Origin of the sequence: Arthrobacter sp. NQ4 (genome assembly GCF_029077345.1) — a bacterium.
Classification (GTDB): Bacteria; Actinomycetota; Actinomycetes; order Actinomycetales; family Micrococcaceae; genus Arthrobacter.
Window position 1 is genome coordinate 20,037 of the sequence record NZ_JARETC010000009.1, and the last position, 16,985, is coordinate 37,021.

At 66.4% G+C, this 16,985-nt stretch carries 18 protein-coding genes; 5 read left to right on the plus strand and 13 right to left on the minus strand.

Annotated elements, in window-relative coordinates:
• Positions 1–9: 9 nt before the first annotated feature.
• The 4 genes from PUN51_RS14930 to PUN51_RS14945 all read right to left on the minus strand — a co-directional run bounded on the left by PUN51_RS14930 (position 10) and on the right by PUN51_RS14945 (position 4,494).
• Positions 10–1,134, minus strand: coding sequence for a Gfo/Idh/MocA family protein (locus PUN51_RS14930; protein ID WP_275181486.1), 1,125 nt, complete (start codon positions 1,132–1,134; stop codon positions 10–12).
• On the minus strand, positions 1,131–2,072 hold the full coding sequence (locus PUN51_RS14935) for a shikimate dehydrogenase (protein WP_275181641.1): 942 nt from the start codon (positions 2,070–2,072) through the stop codon (positions 1,131–1,133). Before PUN51_RS14935 ends, PUN51_RS14930 begins: the two co-directional genes overlap by 4 nt.
• Entirely contained in the window at positions 2,072–3,433 is a 1,362-nt protein-coding gene (locus tag PUN51_RS14940; protein WP_275181487.1) for an MFS transporter, read from the minus strand. The genes PUN51_RS14935 and PUN51_RS14940 overlap by 1 nt, the downstream gene beginning before the upstream one ends.
• A 158-nt stretch (positions 3,434–3,591) precedes the next feature.
• Positions 3,592–4,494, minus strand: a complete 903-nt coding sequence (locus tag PUN51_RS14945; protein ID WP_275181488.1) for a LysR substrate-binding domain-containing protein — start codon at positions 4,492–4,494, stop codon at positions 3,592–3,594.
• Positions 4,495–4,638: 144 nt separating this feature from the next.
• On the opposite strand from PUN51_RS14945, the gene PUN51_RS14950 reads away from it, so the two are divergent.
• From PUN51_RS14950 to PUN51_RS14970, 5 genes are all read left to right on the plus strand, one after another.
• Positions 4,639–5,535, plus strand: coding sequence for a LysR family transcriptional regulator (locus PUN51_RS14950; protein WP_275181489.1), 897 nt, complete (start codon positions 4,639–4,641; stop codon positions 5,533–5,535).
• 177 nt (positions 5,536–5,712) lie between these two features.
• Positions 5,713–6,003: a YciI family protein gene (locus tag PUN51_RS14955; RefSeq protein WP_224025327.1), complete on the plus strand. Its 291-nt coding sequence runs from the start codon at positions 5,713–5,715 to the stop codon at positions 6,001–6,003.
• Between the two features lie 6 nt (positions 6,004–6,009).
• Positions 6,010–7,092, plus strand: coding sequence for an alcohol dehydrogenase catalytic domain-containing protein (locus PUN51_RS14960; protein WP_275181490.1), 1,083 nt, complete (start codon positions 6,010–6,012; stop codon positions 7,090–7,092).
• A complete protein-coding gene (locus tag PUN51_RS14965; protein WP_275181491.1) occupies positions 7,089–8,789 on the plus strand; it encodes an FAD-dependent oxidoreductase in 1,701 nt (566 codons plus the stop codon). The genes PUN51_RS14960 and PUN51_RS14965 overlap by 4 nt, the downstream gene beginning before the upstream one ends.
• Positions 8,786–9,550, plus strand: a complete 765-nt coding sequence (locus tag PUN51_RS14970) for an SDR family NAD(P)-dependent oxidoreductase (RefSeq protein WP_275181492.1) — start codon at positions 8,786–8,788, stop codon at positions 9,548–9,550. The genes PUN51_RS14965 and PUN51_RS14970 overlap by 4 nt, the downstream gene beginning before the upstream one ends.
• Positions 9,551–9,584: 34 nt before the next feature.
• Here PUN51_RS14970 and PUN51_RS14975 read toward each other — a convergent pair whose 3' ends face one another.
• The 9 genes from PUN51_RS14975 to PUN51_RS15015 form a co-directional block, all read right to left on the minus strand.
• Positions 9,585–9,875, minus strand: a complete 291-nt coding sequence (locus tag PUN51_RS14975; protein ID WP_275181493.1) for a hypothetical protein — start codon at positions 9,873–9,875, stop codon at positions 9,585–9,587.
• A gap of 157 nt (positions 9,876–10,032) precedes the next feature.
• On the minus strand, positions 10,033–10,530 hold the full coding sequence (locus PUN51_RS14980) for an SRPBCC family protein (protein WP_275181494.1): 498 nt from the start codon (positions 10,528–10,530) through the stop codon (positions 10,033–10,035).
• Between the two features lie 20 nt (positions 10,531–10,550).
• Complete coding sequence (locus PUN51_RS14985; RefSeq protein WP_275181495.1) at positions 10,551–11,288, minus strand: mycothiol-dependent nitroreductase Rv2466c family protein; 738 nt, start codon at positions 11,286–11,288, stop codon at positions 10,551–10,553.
• A gap of 162 nt (positions 11,289–11,450) precedes the next feature.
• The gene (locus PUN51_RS14990) at positions 11,451–12,299 is read right to left on the minus strand and encodes a class I SAM-dependent methyltransferase (protein ID WP_275181496.1); all 849 of its coding nucleotides are present in this window, start codon (positions 12,297–12,299) and stop codon (positions 11,451–11,453) included.
• Between the two features lie 94 nt (positions 12,300–12,393).
• Positions 12,394–12,714, minus strand: a complete 321-nt coding sequence (locus PUN51_RS14995) for a putative quinol monooxygenase (protein ID WP_275181497.1) — start codon at positions 12,712–12,714, stop codon at positions 12,394–12,396.
• A gap of 67 nt (positions 12,715–12,781) precedes the next feature.
• Positions 12,782–13,954 (minus strand): Gfo/Idh/MocA family protein, encoded by a 1,173-nt coding sequence (locus PUN51_RS15000; protein WP_275181498.1) that lies wholly within the window; start codon positions 13,952–13,954, stop codon positions 12,782–12,784.
• A 64-nt stretch (positions 13,955–14,018) separates the two neighbouring features.
• Positions 14,019–14,840: a sugar phosphate isomerase/epimerase family protein gene (locus tag PUN51_RS15005; RefSeq protein ID WP_275181499.1), complete on the minus strand. Its 822-nt coding sequence runs from the start codon at positions 14,838–14,840 to the stop codon at positions 14,019–14,021.
• Complete coding sequence (locus PUN51_RS15010) at positions 14,837–15,991, minus strand: Gfo/Idh/MocA family protein (RefSeq protein WP_275181500.1); 1,155 nt, start codon at positions 15,989–15,991, stop codon at positions 14,837–14,839. Before PUN51_RS15010 ends, PUN51_RS15005 begins: the two co-directional genes overlap by 4 nt.
• Before the next feature lie 5 nt (positions 15,992–15,996).
• The gene (locus PUN51_RS15015; RefSeq protein WP_275181501.1) at positions 15,997–16,983 is read right to left on the minus strand and encodes an ABC transporter permease; all 987 of its coding nucleotides are present in this window, start codon (positions 16,981–16,983) and stop codon (positions 15,997–15,999) included.
• Positions 16,984–16,985 lie beyond the last annotated feature (2 nt).

Here is a 16,985-nt window from a genome sequence, read left to right on the forward strand (position 1 = left end):
TGTTCTTCCTTAGCCCCCAACCTGTGCGGGGGATTGTGCGCTTTCGGGCAGCGGGGTGAAGCGGACCGCGCTGCCTGTCCGGGATGATTCGTAGACCGCCAGCAGGATCCGCAGCGCCTGGGTGGCATCGCGGCCGGTGATGGCCGGTTCGCCGCCTTCACGCAGGGCCCGTACAAAGTCCCGGACCTGGGTGGTGTGGTGCGGAATGAGCTGGCCGTTGATGGTGGCCAGGGGGACGTTTGGCTCCATTCCTTCCGGGTGGGCGGGCTCCGTGCTGACGGTGCCGCCGACTGCCCACAAGTCCACGCGGCCGTCGCTGCCTTCCGGGAATTCGCTCAGCGAGGCGGAGGCACCTGTCTCCCCCGTGATTCGGATCTGGACGCCCAAACTCGGGGACACCGCCGTCGACGCTTCCAGCGTGGCCATGGCGCCGGAGGTGAAGGTGATGACTGCTGTCGCCGAGTCCTCCACCTCGATGTGCCCGCCGTGTTTGTAGGTGTTGATCTTGCCGTACACCTCGGCAACATCGCCCATGAACCACTGCAGCAGGTCGATGTAGTGGATGGCCTGGGTCATCAGGACCCCGCCGCCGTCGTTCGCCCAGGTCCCGCGCCAGGCGTCCCGGGAGTAGTACTCCGGGTCGCGGTGCAGCATCACCGAGCACTGGCCCAGGATGGGCCGGCCCAGGGTCCCGTCGTCGATTGCGGCGCGGATGCGCTGGGCTGCCGGCCAGAACCGCCGCTGGAAGAGGACGCCCAGCTTCACTCCCGCTTCGTCGCAGGCCTGCACCATGCGCTCCGCGGATGCCAGCTCGACGGCGATCGGCTTCTCGCAGAGCACGTGCACTCCCGCTGCGGCCGCCTGCAGCACCACCTCTTCATGGGTGGGGTGCGGCGTGCAGACGGAGGCGATATCCAGATCCAGTGCCAGCAGCGCATCCACGGTGCCCGCGGCGTGGGGAATCCCCCACTCCCGTGCCGTTGCCTCTGCACGGTGGGGGTCGATGTCGCAGACGCCAACGATCTCCACGCCGTCGAGGGAACGGAATGCGGTCAGGTGGTTGTGGGAGATCGCTCCGCATCCGGCGATTCCAACGCGCAGCGGGCGGGAGGTGGCGGGTGAGGGGGTGGTCATCGACGAATGCCATCTTTCTGGTCGGAGTGGGAGGCGGATGCTGCCTGGTGGAAGGTGGCCAGCATGTGGCCCGGGTCCGCGGGGATGCCGGTAAAGAGTTCGAATGCCGCGGCGGCCTGCCCCACCACCATCCGTCCGCCGTCCAGGACCGCGCAGCCCTTCTCCCGGGCGGCCGTGACCAGCGCGGTCTCGAGCGGACGGTAGATGACGTCCGCCACCCACAGCCCCGCGTGAAGCAGGTGGGGATCCACCGGGATCCCGGGATGGCCGGTCATGCCGATGGGCGTGGTGTTGACCAGGCCGTCCGCGGTGCGGATGGTTCCGGCGATGGCATCGGTGCGGGCCGCCGCCACGTCGCTGTTGGGAAAGTGAGGGGCCAGCCGGGCGGCGAGGCGTTCGGCCCGGTCAGCTTCGATGTCCGCGATCACCAAGTGGCCTGCACCGGCGTTGAGGAGGGCGTAGGCCACGGCCGCCCCGGCACCCCCGGCGCCGACCTGCACGACGGAGTTGATGGGCGCCGAGGGGAGCCCGGCACGAAAGCCGCCGATGAAGCCGGTGTGGTCGGTGTTGTGGCCCACTGCCCTGCTGCCGTGAAAGGTGATGGTGTTCACGGCGCCGAGGATGCGGGCATCGGGCGAGAGCTCGTCCAGGCCGTCCTGCACCAGCTGCTTGCTCGGGTGGGTGACGTTGAGCCCGTCGTATCCGAGCTCCGCTGCGCTCCTGACCAGCTCCGCGGACCTTCCGGGCTGCCCGCCCAGGGCGTCCAGGTCGATGATGCGGTAGGTGTAGGCCAGGCCCAGCCTGTCCGCTTCCGCTTCATGCAGGCCGGGGGTGAGTGAGCCGACGATGCCGGCGCCGAGCAGCCCCACGACGAACCGGTGGTGGACATCGGGTTTACGCGGCTGGAGCGGCTGCGGACCCGTCAGGGTTTGCAGCATCACGCCTGCACCTTGTCTGCTGCCAAGGCCGACGGCGCGTGGTGCCGGGAGCCGGCCGCTTTCAGTCCCAGCAACGGCGTGGGAGTCCTGGCCGTCTCGGGTGCGGTGAGCGCCGCGATGGCGGAGACGGCGCAGGCTGCTGCGGCGAAGATGGCGACCGGAACCCAGTTGGCCTTGTCGCCGCCGATCAGCAGCTCGGAAATCACCGGGGCGAAGCCCGCCAGGAGGAGGCCGAACATCAGGCTCACGGCCATCCCGGAGTAGCGGACCTTCACCGGGAACTGCTCCGGGAAGTAGGCGGGGTAGATGGCGTTGGTTGCGGTGTAGGCAAGGCCGATCAGGGCGATGCCGGTGAGGAAGATCAGGGGTACGTTCGCGGCCGTCAGCGCCGCGAAGAACACGAAGATCATGGCCATCTGCAGCACCAGTCCGGACAGGAAGACGGGCTTGCGGCCGATGCGGTCGGAGAGGATGCCTGCCAGCGGGCCCATGCCCACGGCGGCGAGGTTGGCCACGGCGATCACGGTCAGCATCAGGCCCTTTTCCACCCCGACGACGGAGGTGGCGTAGCTGAGGGCGAAGACGTTGATGATGGTGTTGATGATGGTGAACAGCGACATTGCGGTGACGCGGAGGACGGTTACCCAGTGGTGCCGAAAGAGCGTAACCAGCGGTACCTTGACCACTTCATCGTGGGCCTTGACTTCCTTGAATACCTCGGGCTCCTCGAGGAGCCTGCGGAGCACGAACGCGATGACGGTGACCACGGCGCTGGCCAGGAACGGGATCCGCCAGCCCCAGGCCAGGAGCTGCTCCTCCGGCATGGAGGCCACGGGAATGAAGACAAGGGTGGAGAGCACGATGCCGAACATGATCCCGCTCATGGTCCAGCTGGTGTAGAAGGCCCGTTTCCCGTCGGGGGCGTGCTCGAGGGTCAGGGAGCTCGAGCCCGGCGATTCGCCGCCGGCGGACAGCCCCTGGAGGAGCCGCAGCGCCACGATGAGGACTGGCGCCGTCATGCCGATCTGGTTGAACGTGGGCAGGCAGCCGATCAGGAAGGTGGAGGTTCCCATCAGCAGGAGCGTGAGCAGGAGGACCTTCTTGCGGCCGAACTTGTCGCCCAGGTGTCCGCAGATGACGGCGCCCAGCGGGCGGGCGACGTACGCCACACCGACCGTGGCGAAGGACAGCAGCATGGCGGACGGGCCGGGTGCGAAGAAGAGCTTCCCGAAGATCAGGGCTGCGGCCGAGCCGAAAATGAAGAAATCGTAGTATTCGAGCGCGCTGCCGACGAATCCGGAGACGGCTGCGATCTTGGCATTGTTCTTTGGGTGTGCTGGCACCGATGTCGACACTGACATGGTCTTCCCTTCATGGACTGGAACGGTTGTGCAGGCTGTGCGTGCGCTGCAACCGGGTGGCCGCATGGGGCGGCTTCTCCATCCAGTGTGGGTGCCGTCACTTAGTTAGTCCACGACTAAATTGATCTAGCACTATGCTGTGATCGATCTATATTCGGTCAGGCTGTGACGGGCGGAAAGACCTCCTCGACGACGTCGAGCACGGCTTTCAGCACGGCCGAGTCATTGTCGGCGGACCAGGCAATGGCGTGGTTCATGTAGTGGTGCGGAGCGTCCAGCGGCACGTAGGTTGCGCCGGAAGGAATGATGCTCGAGATTCCGCTGCTCATCAAGGTGACTCCGACCCCAGCCGCCACGAACGTCAGCACCATGTACGGGTCCGACAACTCCTGGACGATGCGCGGCCGGAACCCCGCCGCCATGCAGGACGCCAGCAGCACTTCCGTCATGGAGGACGAGCCGTCCGTGGGCGGCGAAATGAAGTCGTCGCCCGACAGGCTCTGCAACTGTATCGACTTCTCCCGGGCCAAGGGATGGTCCAGCGGAAGCACTGCCCCGATTTCTTCCCGTGCAACAAGCCGGGCCACTACTGACGGATCCGGGGATTCGGCAACGCCGACGAAGGCCAGGTCAAGGGTTCCGTTGGCAACGCTTGCCAGGCCGTCCCTGGTGCGCACCCTGCTGGTGAGGTCCAGTTCAATGTCGGGGTGGCGCCGCCGCACTGCGCGCGTGAGCGGCGGCAGGGTCAAATGGTTCACGGCCCCGGAGAATCCGATCAGGATCTTTCCGCGGACACCCTCCACTTCAGCCAGGGCGGCCTCGCGCGCCAGGCGCATGTCCTGGAGCACGCGGTAGGCCCGCGGAAGGAGGGCGTGGCCGGCCGGTGTGAGCGCGACGCTCCTGGTGTTCCGCTCGAATAGGCGGGTGCCCAGGTCGTTCTCGAGCTTCCGGATTGTCTGGCTCAGCGGGGACTGTGAGGTATGGAGGCGGAGTGCCGCGCGGCCGAAGTGGAGTTCCTCGGCTACCGCGACGAAGGCTTCAAGCCACCGGATTTCGGTCATCTACGCGCCCCTTGCTGGCAGCCTGCCTGTGGCTGGCAACCCGGATCCATGGGAGTGCATCAAGTGCACTGGGATTATAGTAACGGGGCAACTAGGTTGAATCAGCGCTCAATCGGGCCAGGAGCTCGGCCCACCGGGAGGCACATGGAACTGCGGCAGATTGAGGCATTCCTGGCGGTCGCCGAAGAGCTTCACTTCGGCCGGGCGGCCAGCCGCCTGCGCATGGCACAGTCACCGCTGAGCCAGACCATCAAGAAGCTGGAAAAGAGCCTGGGTGCGGAGCTGTTCGAGCGCAACACCCGGGCCGTTTCGCTGACCACGGCAGGACTGTCCTTCCTGCCCCACGCCCGGAAGATCCTCGAGGAGCTGGACCTCGCCCGGCGGGCCGCAACCGCTGACACGGGGACGGTTTACGGCCGCCTGGCCATCGGGTTCTCAGGCGCGCTCAACCACACCACGTTGCCGCCGCTGACCCGCGCCCTGCGCCAGCGCTACCCCGGACTGGACCTCACCCTCAGCGGTGGACTGCTGACGCAGGACGCCCTCGGCCACCTGCACAACGGCTCGATGGACCTGGCCTTCATCGGCCTGCCGGTGGACGCGCCGTCCCTTGCCACCCGGCGCATCGCGGTGGAACCGCTGGGAGCCACTGTCCCGGTGGACCACCCGCTGGCCGGGCGGTCCACCATCGCGTTGCACGAACTGGCCGCGGACGGCTTCGTCACCATGCCCGAGGCCCAAGGGTCCACCCTCCGGGAGGCCATCTTTTCCGCGTGCACCGCTGCAGGCTTCCGCACGCGCGTGGCGCAGGAAGTGTCGGATCCCTACACCGCATTGTCCCTGGTGGCCGGCGGCGTGGGGGTAAGCCTCATGCCCCGGTCGGTCGCCGCGATCATGCCCGGCGGCACGGTGTTCATTCCGCTCTCGGGCAATGCGCCGCGGCTGGAATCCGGCATTGCCTGGAATCCAGTCCTCGTCTCCCCTGCCCTTAAGCTGGCGCTGCAGGTGGCGGAGGAAGTCCTCCCCACGCCCTCAGCCTAAAGCCCGGCCCGGGGCCCAGGAACTCTTCTCGCACAGGGCCCCCGACTATGCAGTTCCTGCACATAGTCATTGACTGAATAAGTATTGGACTTGTCTCAATCGGGTCAGCACCATGGAATCACCCGGACCGGCCCGACAAGCCGGCACACCTCCCGACTCAATGAAGAGGAACTTTCCATGGCCACTTTTGCCGTCACCTACTCCTACGCGAACGGGACTGCCGCTGCCCGCGACACGCACCGTCCCAGCCACGTGGAGTTCCTCCAGTCGCAGTTCGACGGTGGCCGGCTCCTCAAGAGCGGCCCGTTCGGCCCGGAGGAGGCACCTGGCGCGCTGTTGGTCATTGAAGGTGAGTCCAAGGCCGATGTTGAGGCCCTGATGGACCAGGACCCCTTCTTCCGGAACAACCTGGTCGAAGAACGCAGCATCCGGCAGTGGAACATCTTTTTCGGCGCGGACGGGAAGTAGGGACAGATGCTGACCGCACGCACCATCGCCAAGGAAACCATCCGCTACGAGGAAGTGGCCGAGCCCTCCCTGGAAGCAGGCCATGCCTTGGTCCGAGTCCACCATGTCGCCCTCTGCGGGACGGACCTGCACATCTGGGAGGACGACTACCCCACCGAGCTGCCCATCGTGCAGGGCCACGAATTCTCCGGCGTCGTGGAGGTCATCGGGGACAACAGCGCCAACATCAGCGTCGGCGACCCGGTGGCCGTCAGCCCCGTGACGTCCTGCGGGCAATGCCAGCCGTGCAAGCTGGGCCGGCCCAACGTCTGCCGCAGCATCGGCTGCATCGGCTGCTACTCGGACGGCGCCCTGGTGGAACTGCTCAGCGTCCCCGTGGAAAAGCTGTGCCCTGTGCCCGACGGGCTGCCGCTGGAGATCGCCGCGATGGGGGAACCGGCGTCGATCGCCATGCAGGCCGTGAACCGCGGCCGGGCAACGGCCGGGGAAACTGCGCTGGTGCTGGGCTGCGGACCCATCGGACTGCTTGCCACCTTGTACCTGACCGACCTGGGAGTGCAGGTCATTGCCGCCGACACGGAACCGGACCGTTTGGAGCTCGCCACTGCCTTCGGTGCCGCCGACACCCTCCTGGTGGATCCCTCGGGACCCTTTCCCGACGCCGGGCAAAGCGCGCGGCTGGATGCCCTGACGGAAGGCAACGGCCCCATCCTGGTCATCGAGGCCACAGGCGTTCCGTCCTCGCTCCAAAACGCCATCCGGCTCGTGGCCAGCGCCGGCCGCATTGTCCAGGTGGGCATCTCGCCGCGCGCTGTCACGCTTTCCATGAAAGACATCCCCTTCAAAGAGCTCGACATTCTGGGCAGCCGCAACAGCCTGAACCTGATTCCCGACGGGTTGGCACTGCTGGCCCGGCACCCCGGCCAGGCGCGGGCGCTCATGACGCACCGCTTTGGCTTCAGGGAGCTGCCGAAGGCCTACGCGCTGATGGGCAACCGGACCGAAAAAGTGGGCAAAATCGTCATCGACATGCCCGCTGCGCAGGCTGCCGGAGCGGCCGCCAATGCCCGGGAAGCAGTCACGGCATGAACTCCGTGACCACTCCCGTGGAGAATCTGGCCGGCTCCTACGACGTAGTGGTGGCGGGCAGCGGTGCCGCGGGGCTGGTGGCAGCGGTACGCGCCGCCGACGCCGGCTTCAGCGTCCTGGTGGTCGAAAAGGCCCCGCAACTGGGCGGCACCACGGCAGCCGGCGGCGGCGTGATGTGGGCACCGAACAACCATCTGGCCCGGAAGGCGGGGTTCGCTGACAGCCATGCCGGCGCCGTCGCCTACCTCACCGAGGCGGGCCGGGGCGTGCTGACGGATCAGGACATTGAATGGTACGTCAGCACGGCCCCGCGCGCCGTCGAATATCTGGTCAACAACACCAGGGTGTCCATGACGCCGATCGCCCGGCCGGATTACCACATGGAGTGGGCCGGGGCCACTGATGGTGGCAGGGGCCTGGACAATGATTCGTTCGACCCCGCGGGCTATCCCGGCCTGGCGGAGCTGGTCCGCCCGTCCTCGTACTTTCCGCTGCTGACCATGGCTGAACGGGATGAACTGAACGGCCGGGCGGCCGACCCCGCGCTCCTGGCGCGCCGGGCCGCCGCCGGTGTGCGGACCATGGGCGGGGCGTTGGTGGGCAGGCTTCTCGCGAGCGCACTGGACCGCGGCGTGCACATCGCCGCGTCGGCGCCGCTCCAGGACCTGCTCCCGCTGCGCAACGGGCCCGACGGCGGCCCCGGCAACGGCTGGAAGGTGACCATCGGCGCGGGCGGAGGCAGCAGGACGATGGAAGCGGCCGCCGTCGTGCTTGCCTCCGGCGGATTCGAATGGAACCCGCGCCTGCGGAAGGCATTCCTGCCTTTCCCCATCACCCCCATCAGCGCGCCCTCCAACGAGGGCGACGGGCTGGAACTGGGCCTCAAGGCCGGCGCCGCCGTGGCGGACATGACCGCGGTCTGGGGCGTGCCGGTCATCAGCACCCCGGCGCACCGGTACGACGGTATCCAGTCCGGACGGATGGGCAACGTGGAAATGACGCTGCCCGGGTCCATCACGGTCAACGCCGCAGGGAAGCGCTTCGTCAACGAGGCCCTGAACTACCATGACGCCTCCCGGTTGTTCGCGTCCATCGACCCGCACTCCCTGGGCCAGCAGAACAACCCGGCCTGGCTCGTCTTCGACTCCACCTACATGGAGAAGTACCCGGTGGCCGGCTCCACGCCCGGGAAGCCCGCGGACTGGATGGTGCAGGCGGACACGCTCCGGGAACTGGCCGGAAAGACCGGCATCGATCCGGCGGGGCTGGAACAGACTGTGGCCAGGTTCAACACCGACGCAGCCGCCGGCGTCGACACCGAGTTCCACCGCGGCTCCACCCCGCAGGACCGCTTCCTGGGCGACGCCGGAGTGACCCCCAACCCCTGCCTGGCGCCGCTCACTGCGGGACCGTTCTTTGCGGTGCCGGTGTCGGCCGGGACCCTGGGCACCTCCGGCGGCCTGGACACCGACCTCAATGGAAGGGTCCTGGACCGCCACTGCCAGCCGATCCCCCGGCTCTACGCCGCCGGCAACGTCTCCGCCAGCGTCTTCCGCAACAACTACCCCGGCGGCGGGGCCACCCTCGGCTCGGCGATCACCCGGGCTTTCGCCGTCGGCGAGCACCTGGCGCAAACCCTTGCACCGCTCACGGCGGCTGCCGCGTCCAGTCCCGCCATGACGCAGGAGCTCCGATGACCCGCGCTAGCGAAACGGCCCAGCCCACGCCGGTTTGGCCCTGCCGCTTCCAGGGCCAGGTGGTCCTGGTGACCGGGGCGGCCGGAGGCCTGGGGTCCGCCGCAAGCGACCGCCTCCGGGCCGAGGGGGCAACGGTGGTCAACACCGACGCACTCGGCACGGGCAACGGAGAAGCGCCCGGAACGTCCCTGCGCCTGGATGTCACGCAACGCCAGGAGTGGGATGCGGTGCTGGCCGGGGTGCTGAAGCAGCACGGCCGCATCGACGGGGCGCTCTTCGCCCATGGGGTGCAGGGCCCTGAAACCGCGGTGCAGGACATGCCGTTTGCGGGTTGGTCGCGGACGTTCGCCATCAACCTGGACGGGTGCTTCCACGGCCTTGCCGCGCTCCTTCCCGTCATGCGGGGCGCCGGCTACGGCCGCATCGCCGTGCTGGCTTCCATCGCCGCGCGTGAGGGCAACGCCAACATGGCTGCGTATTCGGCGTCCAAGGCGGCCGTGGTGGCGCTGGTGAAGACGGCCGCCAAGGAAGCCGCGCCGGACGGAGTCACGGTGAATTCGGTAGCGCCGTCGATGTTCCGGACACGCCTCCTGGAGGACCTTTCGCCGGAGCGCAACGCCGAGCTACTCGCCAGGGTGCCGATGGGCAGGGTGGGCGAACCGGCGGAGTTCGCGTCGCTTGCCGCCTGGCTGCTGTCCCCGGAGGCGAGCTACACCACCGGGCAGGTGCTGGACCTCAGCGGCGGGCGGAACACGGCGTAGCGGTCAGAGGGGAACAAAGGCGAACGACGGCGGCTTAATCCTTAAGGCTGCTGGCCATCACTTCGAACTCCTCCACCGAGACGATCTGGGTCCCGTCCGCCTGGCTGCTCTCCTCCCGGATCCTGGTGGCCGCCTGCCGGCTTGCCAGCATCGCGTCCTCGGTATCCCAGAGCGTGATGGAGATGGCGTTGTCCGTCTCCGTCCCGTTCAGGTAGTAGACGCCCTTGCATCCCGGAAGCTCGAGAACGCTGTTGACCACGACGTCGGTGGGGTTATCCGTGCGGGTATCGGGGCCGGTCTTGTAGGTGCTGATTCTGGCGAACATGGTCTTTCTCCCTCAGGGCGTCAATGGGGCGGCGGGTTCCACTCCTCCATCAGTAATGAACCTTCGCCGGGGCACAGACAAGGGCCAAAAGTCAGGCCTGCTTCGGGGCCGCCGAACGGCGCGTCCAATCACCGGGGCGGACGACGGCGGGACTCGCCTAGGCGCGCACGTCCCCGTCGGCGGGTACGGATTCAGCGATCCGTTTGATCGCGGCGAGCGTTTTCGGGATGCCGTCGAGGGCCTGTTGGGTGCGCTCGGTGATTTGGGCGTCGGCATCGTCGCCGTATTTCTCCCTGAACATTGCGATCCCCTCGGGCAGGAATTCCCACGACTCGGTCAGCGTCGTCCCGTTATCTGCCGGGGTCATTGTGAAGCCCCAGCGGACAAAGCGGCCACCCACCACCCATACGAACTCGCGGGCACGCTCGGCAGCCACCACCTGCGACCGGGTCTCCCAGGTCCGCCCCGGGATCTCGTTGCGGCCGGTGAACCAGGCGCCGGCCTGGCCCGCGCTGGCCTCGTCGTCCCACCAGCACGACGTACAGACCGGGCTCCACTCGCCGGTGCGGGTGACGTCGGAGACCAGGTCATAGAGCGTCTCGGCTGAGGCCTGGACCGTGACGGATTCCTGGTGTTGGCGCGTGCTTGTCTTCATCGATCCATCCTCTACTGACGTCATTTCTTCTGCCGCCGGCTGCCGCCGTGCCAGTCCTCCTGCTGGCCGACGGTATCGGCATCGACACCGAAGGCAGCAAGCTGGGGCTGCTCACGCAGGCTCCGCTTGAGTTCGGCAAAACCGGCGAACCGCGCCAGCCCCACCACGTGGTCCCACAGCTCGGCAGCCGAATCGTCGTCCGGCAGCCGGCTGATCACAGGGCCGAAGAAGGCCACCCCGGCCGGAGGCTCAAAGTGGATGATGGGCGTGCCCACATCCTTGCCCGTCAGCGCCAGCGCCTCATCCGTCTCCTGGCGGATCTCGCCGTCCCAGGACTCGTCGTCGATAGCGTCCGCCAGTGCCAGGGGCAAGCCCGCGTCGGCGAGGATAGGCTCCACGAACTCACGTGTCCCGCGCCGCTCACGGATTTCGCCCTCGGTGCGCTGTTCGGCCGGATCCGGTGCGGTGTCGAAGATGTGTTTGCCGAAGGCCTCATAGAGCTTGGCTATTGACTCGCGGCCATGCTCGGCGCGCGCCCGGGCCGCCATCCGCAGCAGCCGGAGCCCGGCGGTGTGGCCTGCCTCGTACTCCGGCGGAAAGTGAGCGTCGTAGTCCACGTTGGAGTTGATCAGCCGCAATGAGATGAACCGCCAGTCAACCGTGTAGTCGCGCTGCGCCTGCACCTGCCGCACCCATTTGCTGGTCATCCAGGCGAAGGGGCACGTGGGGTCAAAGTAGAAGTTGATGTCGGCATCCATCCGACCACCCTTGCACCTGATAGTGACGTACGTCTATTCGACAAGCCCGGCGCCAAGTGGCGCCAGCATCCCCGCGAAGGAGCAGCGCCCGGTGGAATGACGACGGCGTCACGACCTGCCGTCGTCGCCCTCCATCAGTGTCGGCGAACGTCAGCCGCTCCCCTAAGTGGCGGTCTCTACAGCCTTCGTCAGCGTGAAAATTCCGTAGCGCATCGCACCGGTGCGGTAGGCCAGGATCAGACGGGGAATGCTGAGGATGGCGCCACGATGGCGTGCACCAACCGCAAGGCGGCGTGTCTCGGAATCGAGGAGCATGGCCTTCACGAGGCGGCCAGCGCAGATCATCCATGTCCGGGCCACGCGTCGGCTGACGTCCTCGTAGCCGGCCACCGTGAAGCCCGCCGCGTTTGCCATCGCCTCATAGTCCTCGCGCGTGCCCATCGAAGGCAGGCGCCCTTCGCGGCAGATCGGCTGGAGCAAGTGGCGGACCTTCCACAGGCCGGCGTCGGTCCCGGCGAGCCATGCGCAGATGACGAAGCGGCCGCCCGGCACCAGGACCCGGTGCGCCTCGTCGAAGAACCTGGACTTGTCCACCATGTGCTCGCTCGACTCGATCGCCCACGCGGCGTCGGCCGAGGCGCCCGGCAGCCCGTTGGTGAGCCAGTCGCCGATCTGGATGTCCACGTCCGGAACAGGATGCACGGCGGCGTAGCGGGCCTGCTCGGCAGACAGGGTGAGGCCCACGACGCGGACCCCTCGTGTCGCCGCGAGCCGCCTCGCGGCGGAGCCGTAGCCGCAGCCGATGTCCACGCACAGCTGGCCGGGCATGAGGTTCAGCCGGTCTCCGACGGCATCGACCAGCGCCTCGACGGCTTCACCGGGTGTCTCGCGGCCCGTGGCCCAGAGGCCGTGGTGGACATGGTCGCCCCAGACCCGCCGATAAATCGGATCGAGGTCGTCGTAGTGCTCCGCCACCGCCACGGCGTCCTGGTGAGTACTGGGCTCGATCACGCCATGACACTATAACGGCGCTCCGGCAGGAAGGAAGGGACGGACGACGGCGGAACCCGCGGGTTCCGCCGTCGTCCATCCCTTTGCCCGTCTATCAGGCCAGAGGCGTGATGGGAGTTACGGAGAACGGTTCAACCAGCAGGGACTGCACCCCTTCCACGAATACCTTCACGTGGTCTTCGTCGTTGTGGGCCTGCAGGTCCTCGTGGCTGGCCCATCCCTCAAAGAGGATGAACGTATCTGGCCTTTGGCCGTCGGAGAAGACGGTGTATTCCAGGCATCCGGCGTCTTTTCGACTCGCAGACTGTAACCCCACGAGTGCGTCGTGGAGCGCAGCTTCGGAGCCCGCCCGTGCGGTGAACACTGGCATAAGCCAGACCTGCGCTTCTTCGTGGCTGACAGCATTGTGCGGCACTCTAACCTCCTCAGGATGTTCCTGCCCCTGCGAGAGAGGCGGCAGGAACACCGCCCCTCCCGTTGGGTCAGGCGTCGATTTGCGGGACCTCGACCCAGGCTTCTTTTGCAGCGGACTCGACGATGGCGTCGTCGATGAGGGCCACCTGGTAGCCGTCTGCGAAGTTAGGGCTTACGCTGCCGCCTTCTGCGATGGCCTTGAAGAAGTCATAGGCCTCGATGATCTTTGTTTCGCCGTACCCGATGCCGAGGGCAGGGATGGGCCAGAGTGCTTCTCCGTAGGGGTGCGTGGGCCCGGTGTAAACGGTGCGGAATCCCCTGCGGTCACCGGGATCGGAAGCGAAGCAAACCTGCAGTTCATCGCGCCGCTCGTAGTTGAATACGATGCTTCCTTCGGTTCCGTGGATTTCGAAGGTGATGAAGTTGTTCCTTCCGTGGGCGTTGCGTGTTGCTTCCACGGAACCCACGGCACCGTTGGCAAAGCGGATCATGGTCATGACTTCGTCGTCCACGTCGACCTGCCCACGGGGGCCTTCTCCGCCCCGTACCGTGCCGAGCGCGTCGGCGCCACCGGTTTGCAGCGGCCGCTCGGGGATCCAGGTGGACATGAGGGCGTTGACGGCGCTGAATTCGCCGACCAGGTACCTTGCCATGTCGATGACGTGCGTTGCGATGTCCCCGAGGGCGCCGGAACCTGCAATGGATTTCTGGAAGCGCCAGGACAGCGGGGAGTTAGGGTCGGCGCTCCAGTCCTGCAGGTAGGTGCCACGGAAGTTGAGAATTTGTCCGATTGCCCCTTCCTCGATGTATTTCTTTGCCAGGGCAACTGCGGGGGTGCGCCTGTAGTTGAAGGCGACCATGTGGACGATGTTCTTGTCTTTGACAGCGTCGTACATGGCTTTTGATTCTTCACCCGTACGCGCCAGGGGCTTTTCGCAGATGATGTGCTTGCCTGCTTCGGCGGCGGCGATGGCAATTTCGGCGTGAAGGTGGTTGGGGGTGGCGATGTCGACGACGTGGATGTCCGGATCGTCAATGATGCTGCGCCAGTCCGCGGTGGATTTCTCGAACCCGAAGCGGCGGGCCGCTTCGGCGGCGAGGTCCGGGTTGGCTTCAGCGATGACTTTGCGGACCGGGAGTGCCGGTGCGGGCCAGAAGAACATGGGCATGGCGGCGTAAGCCAACGAGTGGGCCTTGCCCATGAAGCCGCCTCCGATGAGGCCGACGTTGAGGTTTTGCATGTGGATCTTGTTCCTTCCGGAAGGCAGGGGGTTGCCGTCGGTGGCAGTCCCTGCGGTTGACTGATTAGTGGGAGAGGAGGTTTTCCAGGTACTTCTTGCTGAGGGCTGCGGCTTCCCGTGGGTCACCGTCGTAGTTGTCGAGTTCGACCATGAGCCAGCTGTCGTATCCGCTTTCCCGGATGGCGGCGATGATGTCCGGGAAGTCGAGCTCGCCCTGCCCCAGAGGGAGGAAATTGAAGGGGTCCTGCTGGAAGTCCTTCAGGTGGACGTGCTGGATCCTGTCGGCGTATTTCCGGATGACTGCGGCCGGGTCTGCTCCGCCGGCCGCAAGGTGGGCGGTGTCCGGGCAAAAGCCGATTCGGGTGAGCGGCATGAGCCTGTCCAGTTCCTCCGGGCTTTCCACGATGGTGCTCAGGTGCGGGTGGTAGCTTGCGGACAACCCGAAGCCTTCCGCGATGTCCGTTACCTTGTCCAGAGCTTCTCCGAGCCGGAGGTAGTCCGCGTCGGTGGTGCCGGCGGCGCGGCGTGCTCCGCCACCCACCACGAGCCGTTCCGCGCCGAAGCTCGCCGCCAACTCGGCGGCGCGGTGGATACGGTGCATTTCGTCCGGGAGTATGTCGGCGTAAATGAAGTTCGCGCCGGTGTAAACGCTTGTCAGTTCCACGCCGGCAGTGGCCAGGATTTCCTTAAGTTCTTCGGGCTTCTCCGCATATTCCGCGAGGTTGCCGTCAAACATTTCAACACCCTGGTAGCCGACGGATGCGATGTCCTGGACTGCTTCCCGCATGGACCCGTGGGTCATATAGAAGAGGTCCTTCACGCTTGTCACGCCCTGCGCGTGGCCAACGACGCCACCCCAGGTTATGGAACAGTAACCAAGTTTCATTGCTTCTGCCTTTCAAGTGCTGAGGAAGACTGGAGTAATTCGAATGGGGCGTCGGGGCCGGGAACATCAACCCATGACTGTTGTGCAGCGGAGGTGACGACCGCATCAGTAATGAGGGCTGCACGCAGGCCGTCCCGGAAGGTGGGCAGGCCTTCTGGTGTTTGCCCCTGAACAGCTGCGTATACGTCGGCGACGAAGGAGTTGAAGCTGTCCTGATACCCCTGGGGATGGCCCGGTGGGAGTTTGCTGTACCTCCGGCCGCCCGGAGTTGTCAGTGTTTGGGGGCCGACGGCGATTTCGGAGCTGGACTCGGTGCTGCCCACGTGCAGGGTGTCCGGTCGCTCCTGGTTGAAGCTGAATGACGCTTCGGTTCCGTCAAAGGAGAACCAGAGGCGGTTTTTCCTGCCGGGACTGACTTGGCTGACCACCAGGGATCCGGTGGCGCCCTTGTCCGTCTCGAACAGGAGCGTGGCGCCGTCCTCGGTAGCCACGGAGGACAGCTGGCCGCCGCTTTCCCGTTCGTCGTAGGCCCTGCTGGTCTTCGCCACAAGCCTGGTGATTCTGTGTCCGGTGGTGAACTCCATCAGGTCGCACCAGTGCACGCCGATGTCACCGAACGCCCTGGAGGCTCCCCCGAGCTTTGAATCCACCCGCCAGTTCGTGGCTTCCGCGCCAACCAGCCAATCCTGCAGGTAAGAACCGTGCAGCATCCAGAGGAGGCCGGCGTCTCCGCGGAGGATACGGTCGCGGGCTTCGCGGACGGCCGGATAGAACCGGTACACGAAGGGTACGCCGGTGACCACGCCTGCCCGCTCGGCGAGCTCCGTCAGTTCGCGGGCGTCCTCAACGCTGGTGGCGAGGGGTTTCTCGCAGACCACCGGTTTCCCTGCTGCGATGGCCTTGCGTGCCAGGTAGGCGTGCGTCGCGTTCGGCGTGCAGATGTGGATGACGTCCACGTCTGCTCGTGAGATCAGCGCTTCAGCGGATTCGGCGGCAGTGTGGGCGCCGAGCACGGAGGCTGCTGCTTCGGCTGACGCCTGGCTGCTCCCGGCGACTGCGGTGACCACCCCGCCTGCTGCCCGTACCGCGTGGGCGTGGACAGAGCCCATGAATCCTGTGCCGATAATTCCTGCGCGAAGTTGGAAGGTCACGGCGGCTACTTCTTTCGGGCGAGGGCGACGGCCAGGATGATGATCGCGCCGCGGACCACCTGCTGCTGGCTGCTGTCGAGCCCGGCCAGGATCAGCCCGTTGTTGATCAGGCCGATCAGCAGGGCGCCGAAGAGCGTGCCAATGATGGAACCGAACCCGCCGAAGAGGCTGGTTCCGCCCAGGATGACGGCGGCGATGGCGGAGAGTTCGTCGCCCGCGCCCCACTGGAACCGTCCGGACTGGAGCCGGCCGGCATAGAGCATGCCGGCAACGCTTGCAACCATGCCCGAGATCAGGAGGACCTGGAACTTGATGCGCTTGGTATTGATTCCGGTGAACTCTGCGGCGTTGCGGTTGCCTCCTGTGGCCAGAACTTGGCGTCCGAACCTGGTGCGGTTCAGCACGACGGCGCCGATGGCCACGAAGATGGCACTCCAGACCACCAGGCCCGGGACTGGACCGAAGTTGCCGGAACCAAACACCGTGTTGAACGTGTCGTTCAGGATGGGCTGGGGCGCCGATGCCGTGATCCACTGGGCGACGCCGACGGCGATTCCCAGCATGCCGAGTGTCACCAGGAACGATGGGATGCCCAGGAGGCTGACCAGGGCACCGTTGATCGATCCGACGACGAGCCCGACGGCGAGGCCGGCGAGGATGCCGGGGACCAGGCCCCACTGCGAAAGAGCCATCGCAGTGCACACGCTGGAGAGTCCGGCCACGGATCCGACGCTGAGGTCGATCTCGGCGCAGGCGATCACGTATGTCATGCCGACGGCGATGACGGTGATCGTGGCGGTCTGCCGGAAGATGTTCAGGAGGTTGTTCGGCGACAGGAAGCCCTGGTCGCGGAGGAGAACCGCGAAGAAGAGGAACACAACGACGAAGCCGATGTAGATGACGTAGCGCCGCCAGTCGAGGTCCTTGAGGATGGTGCCGAAATTTCGGGGGGCCGCGGTGTCCCGGGCCGCCATGGTGTTTACTTTGCTCACTT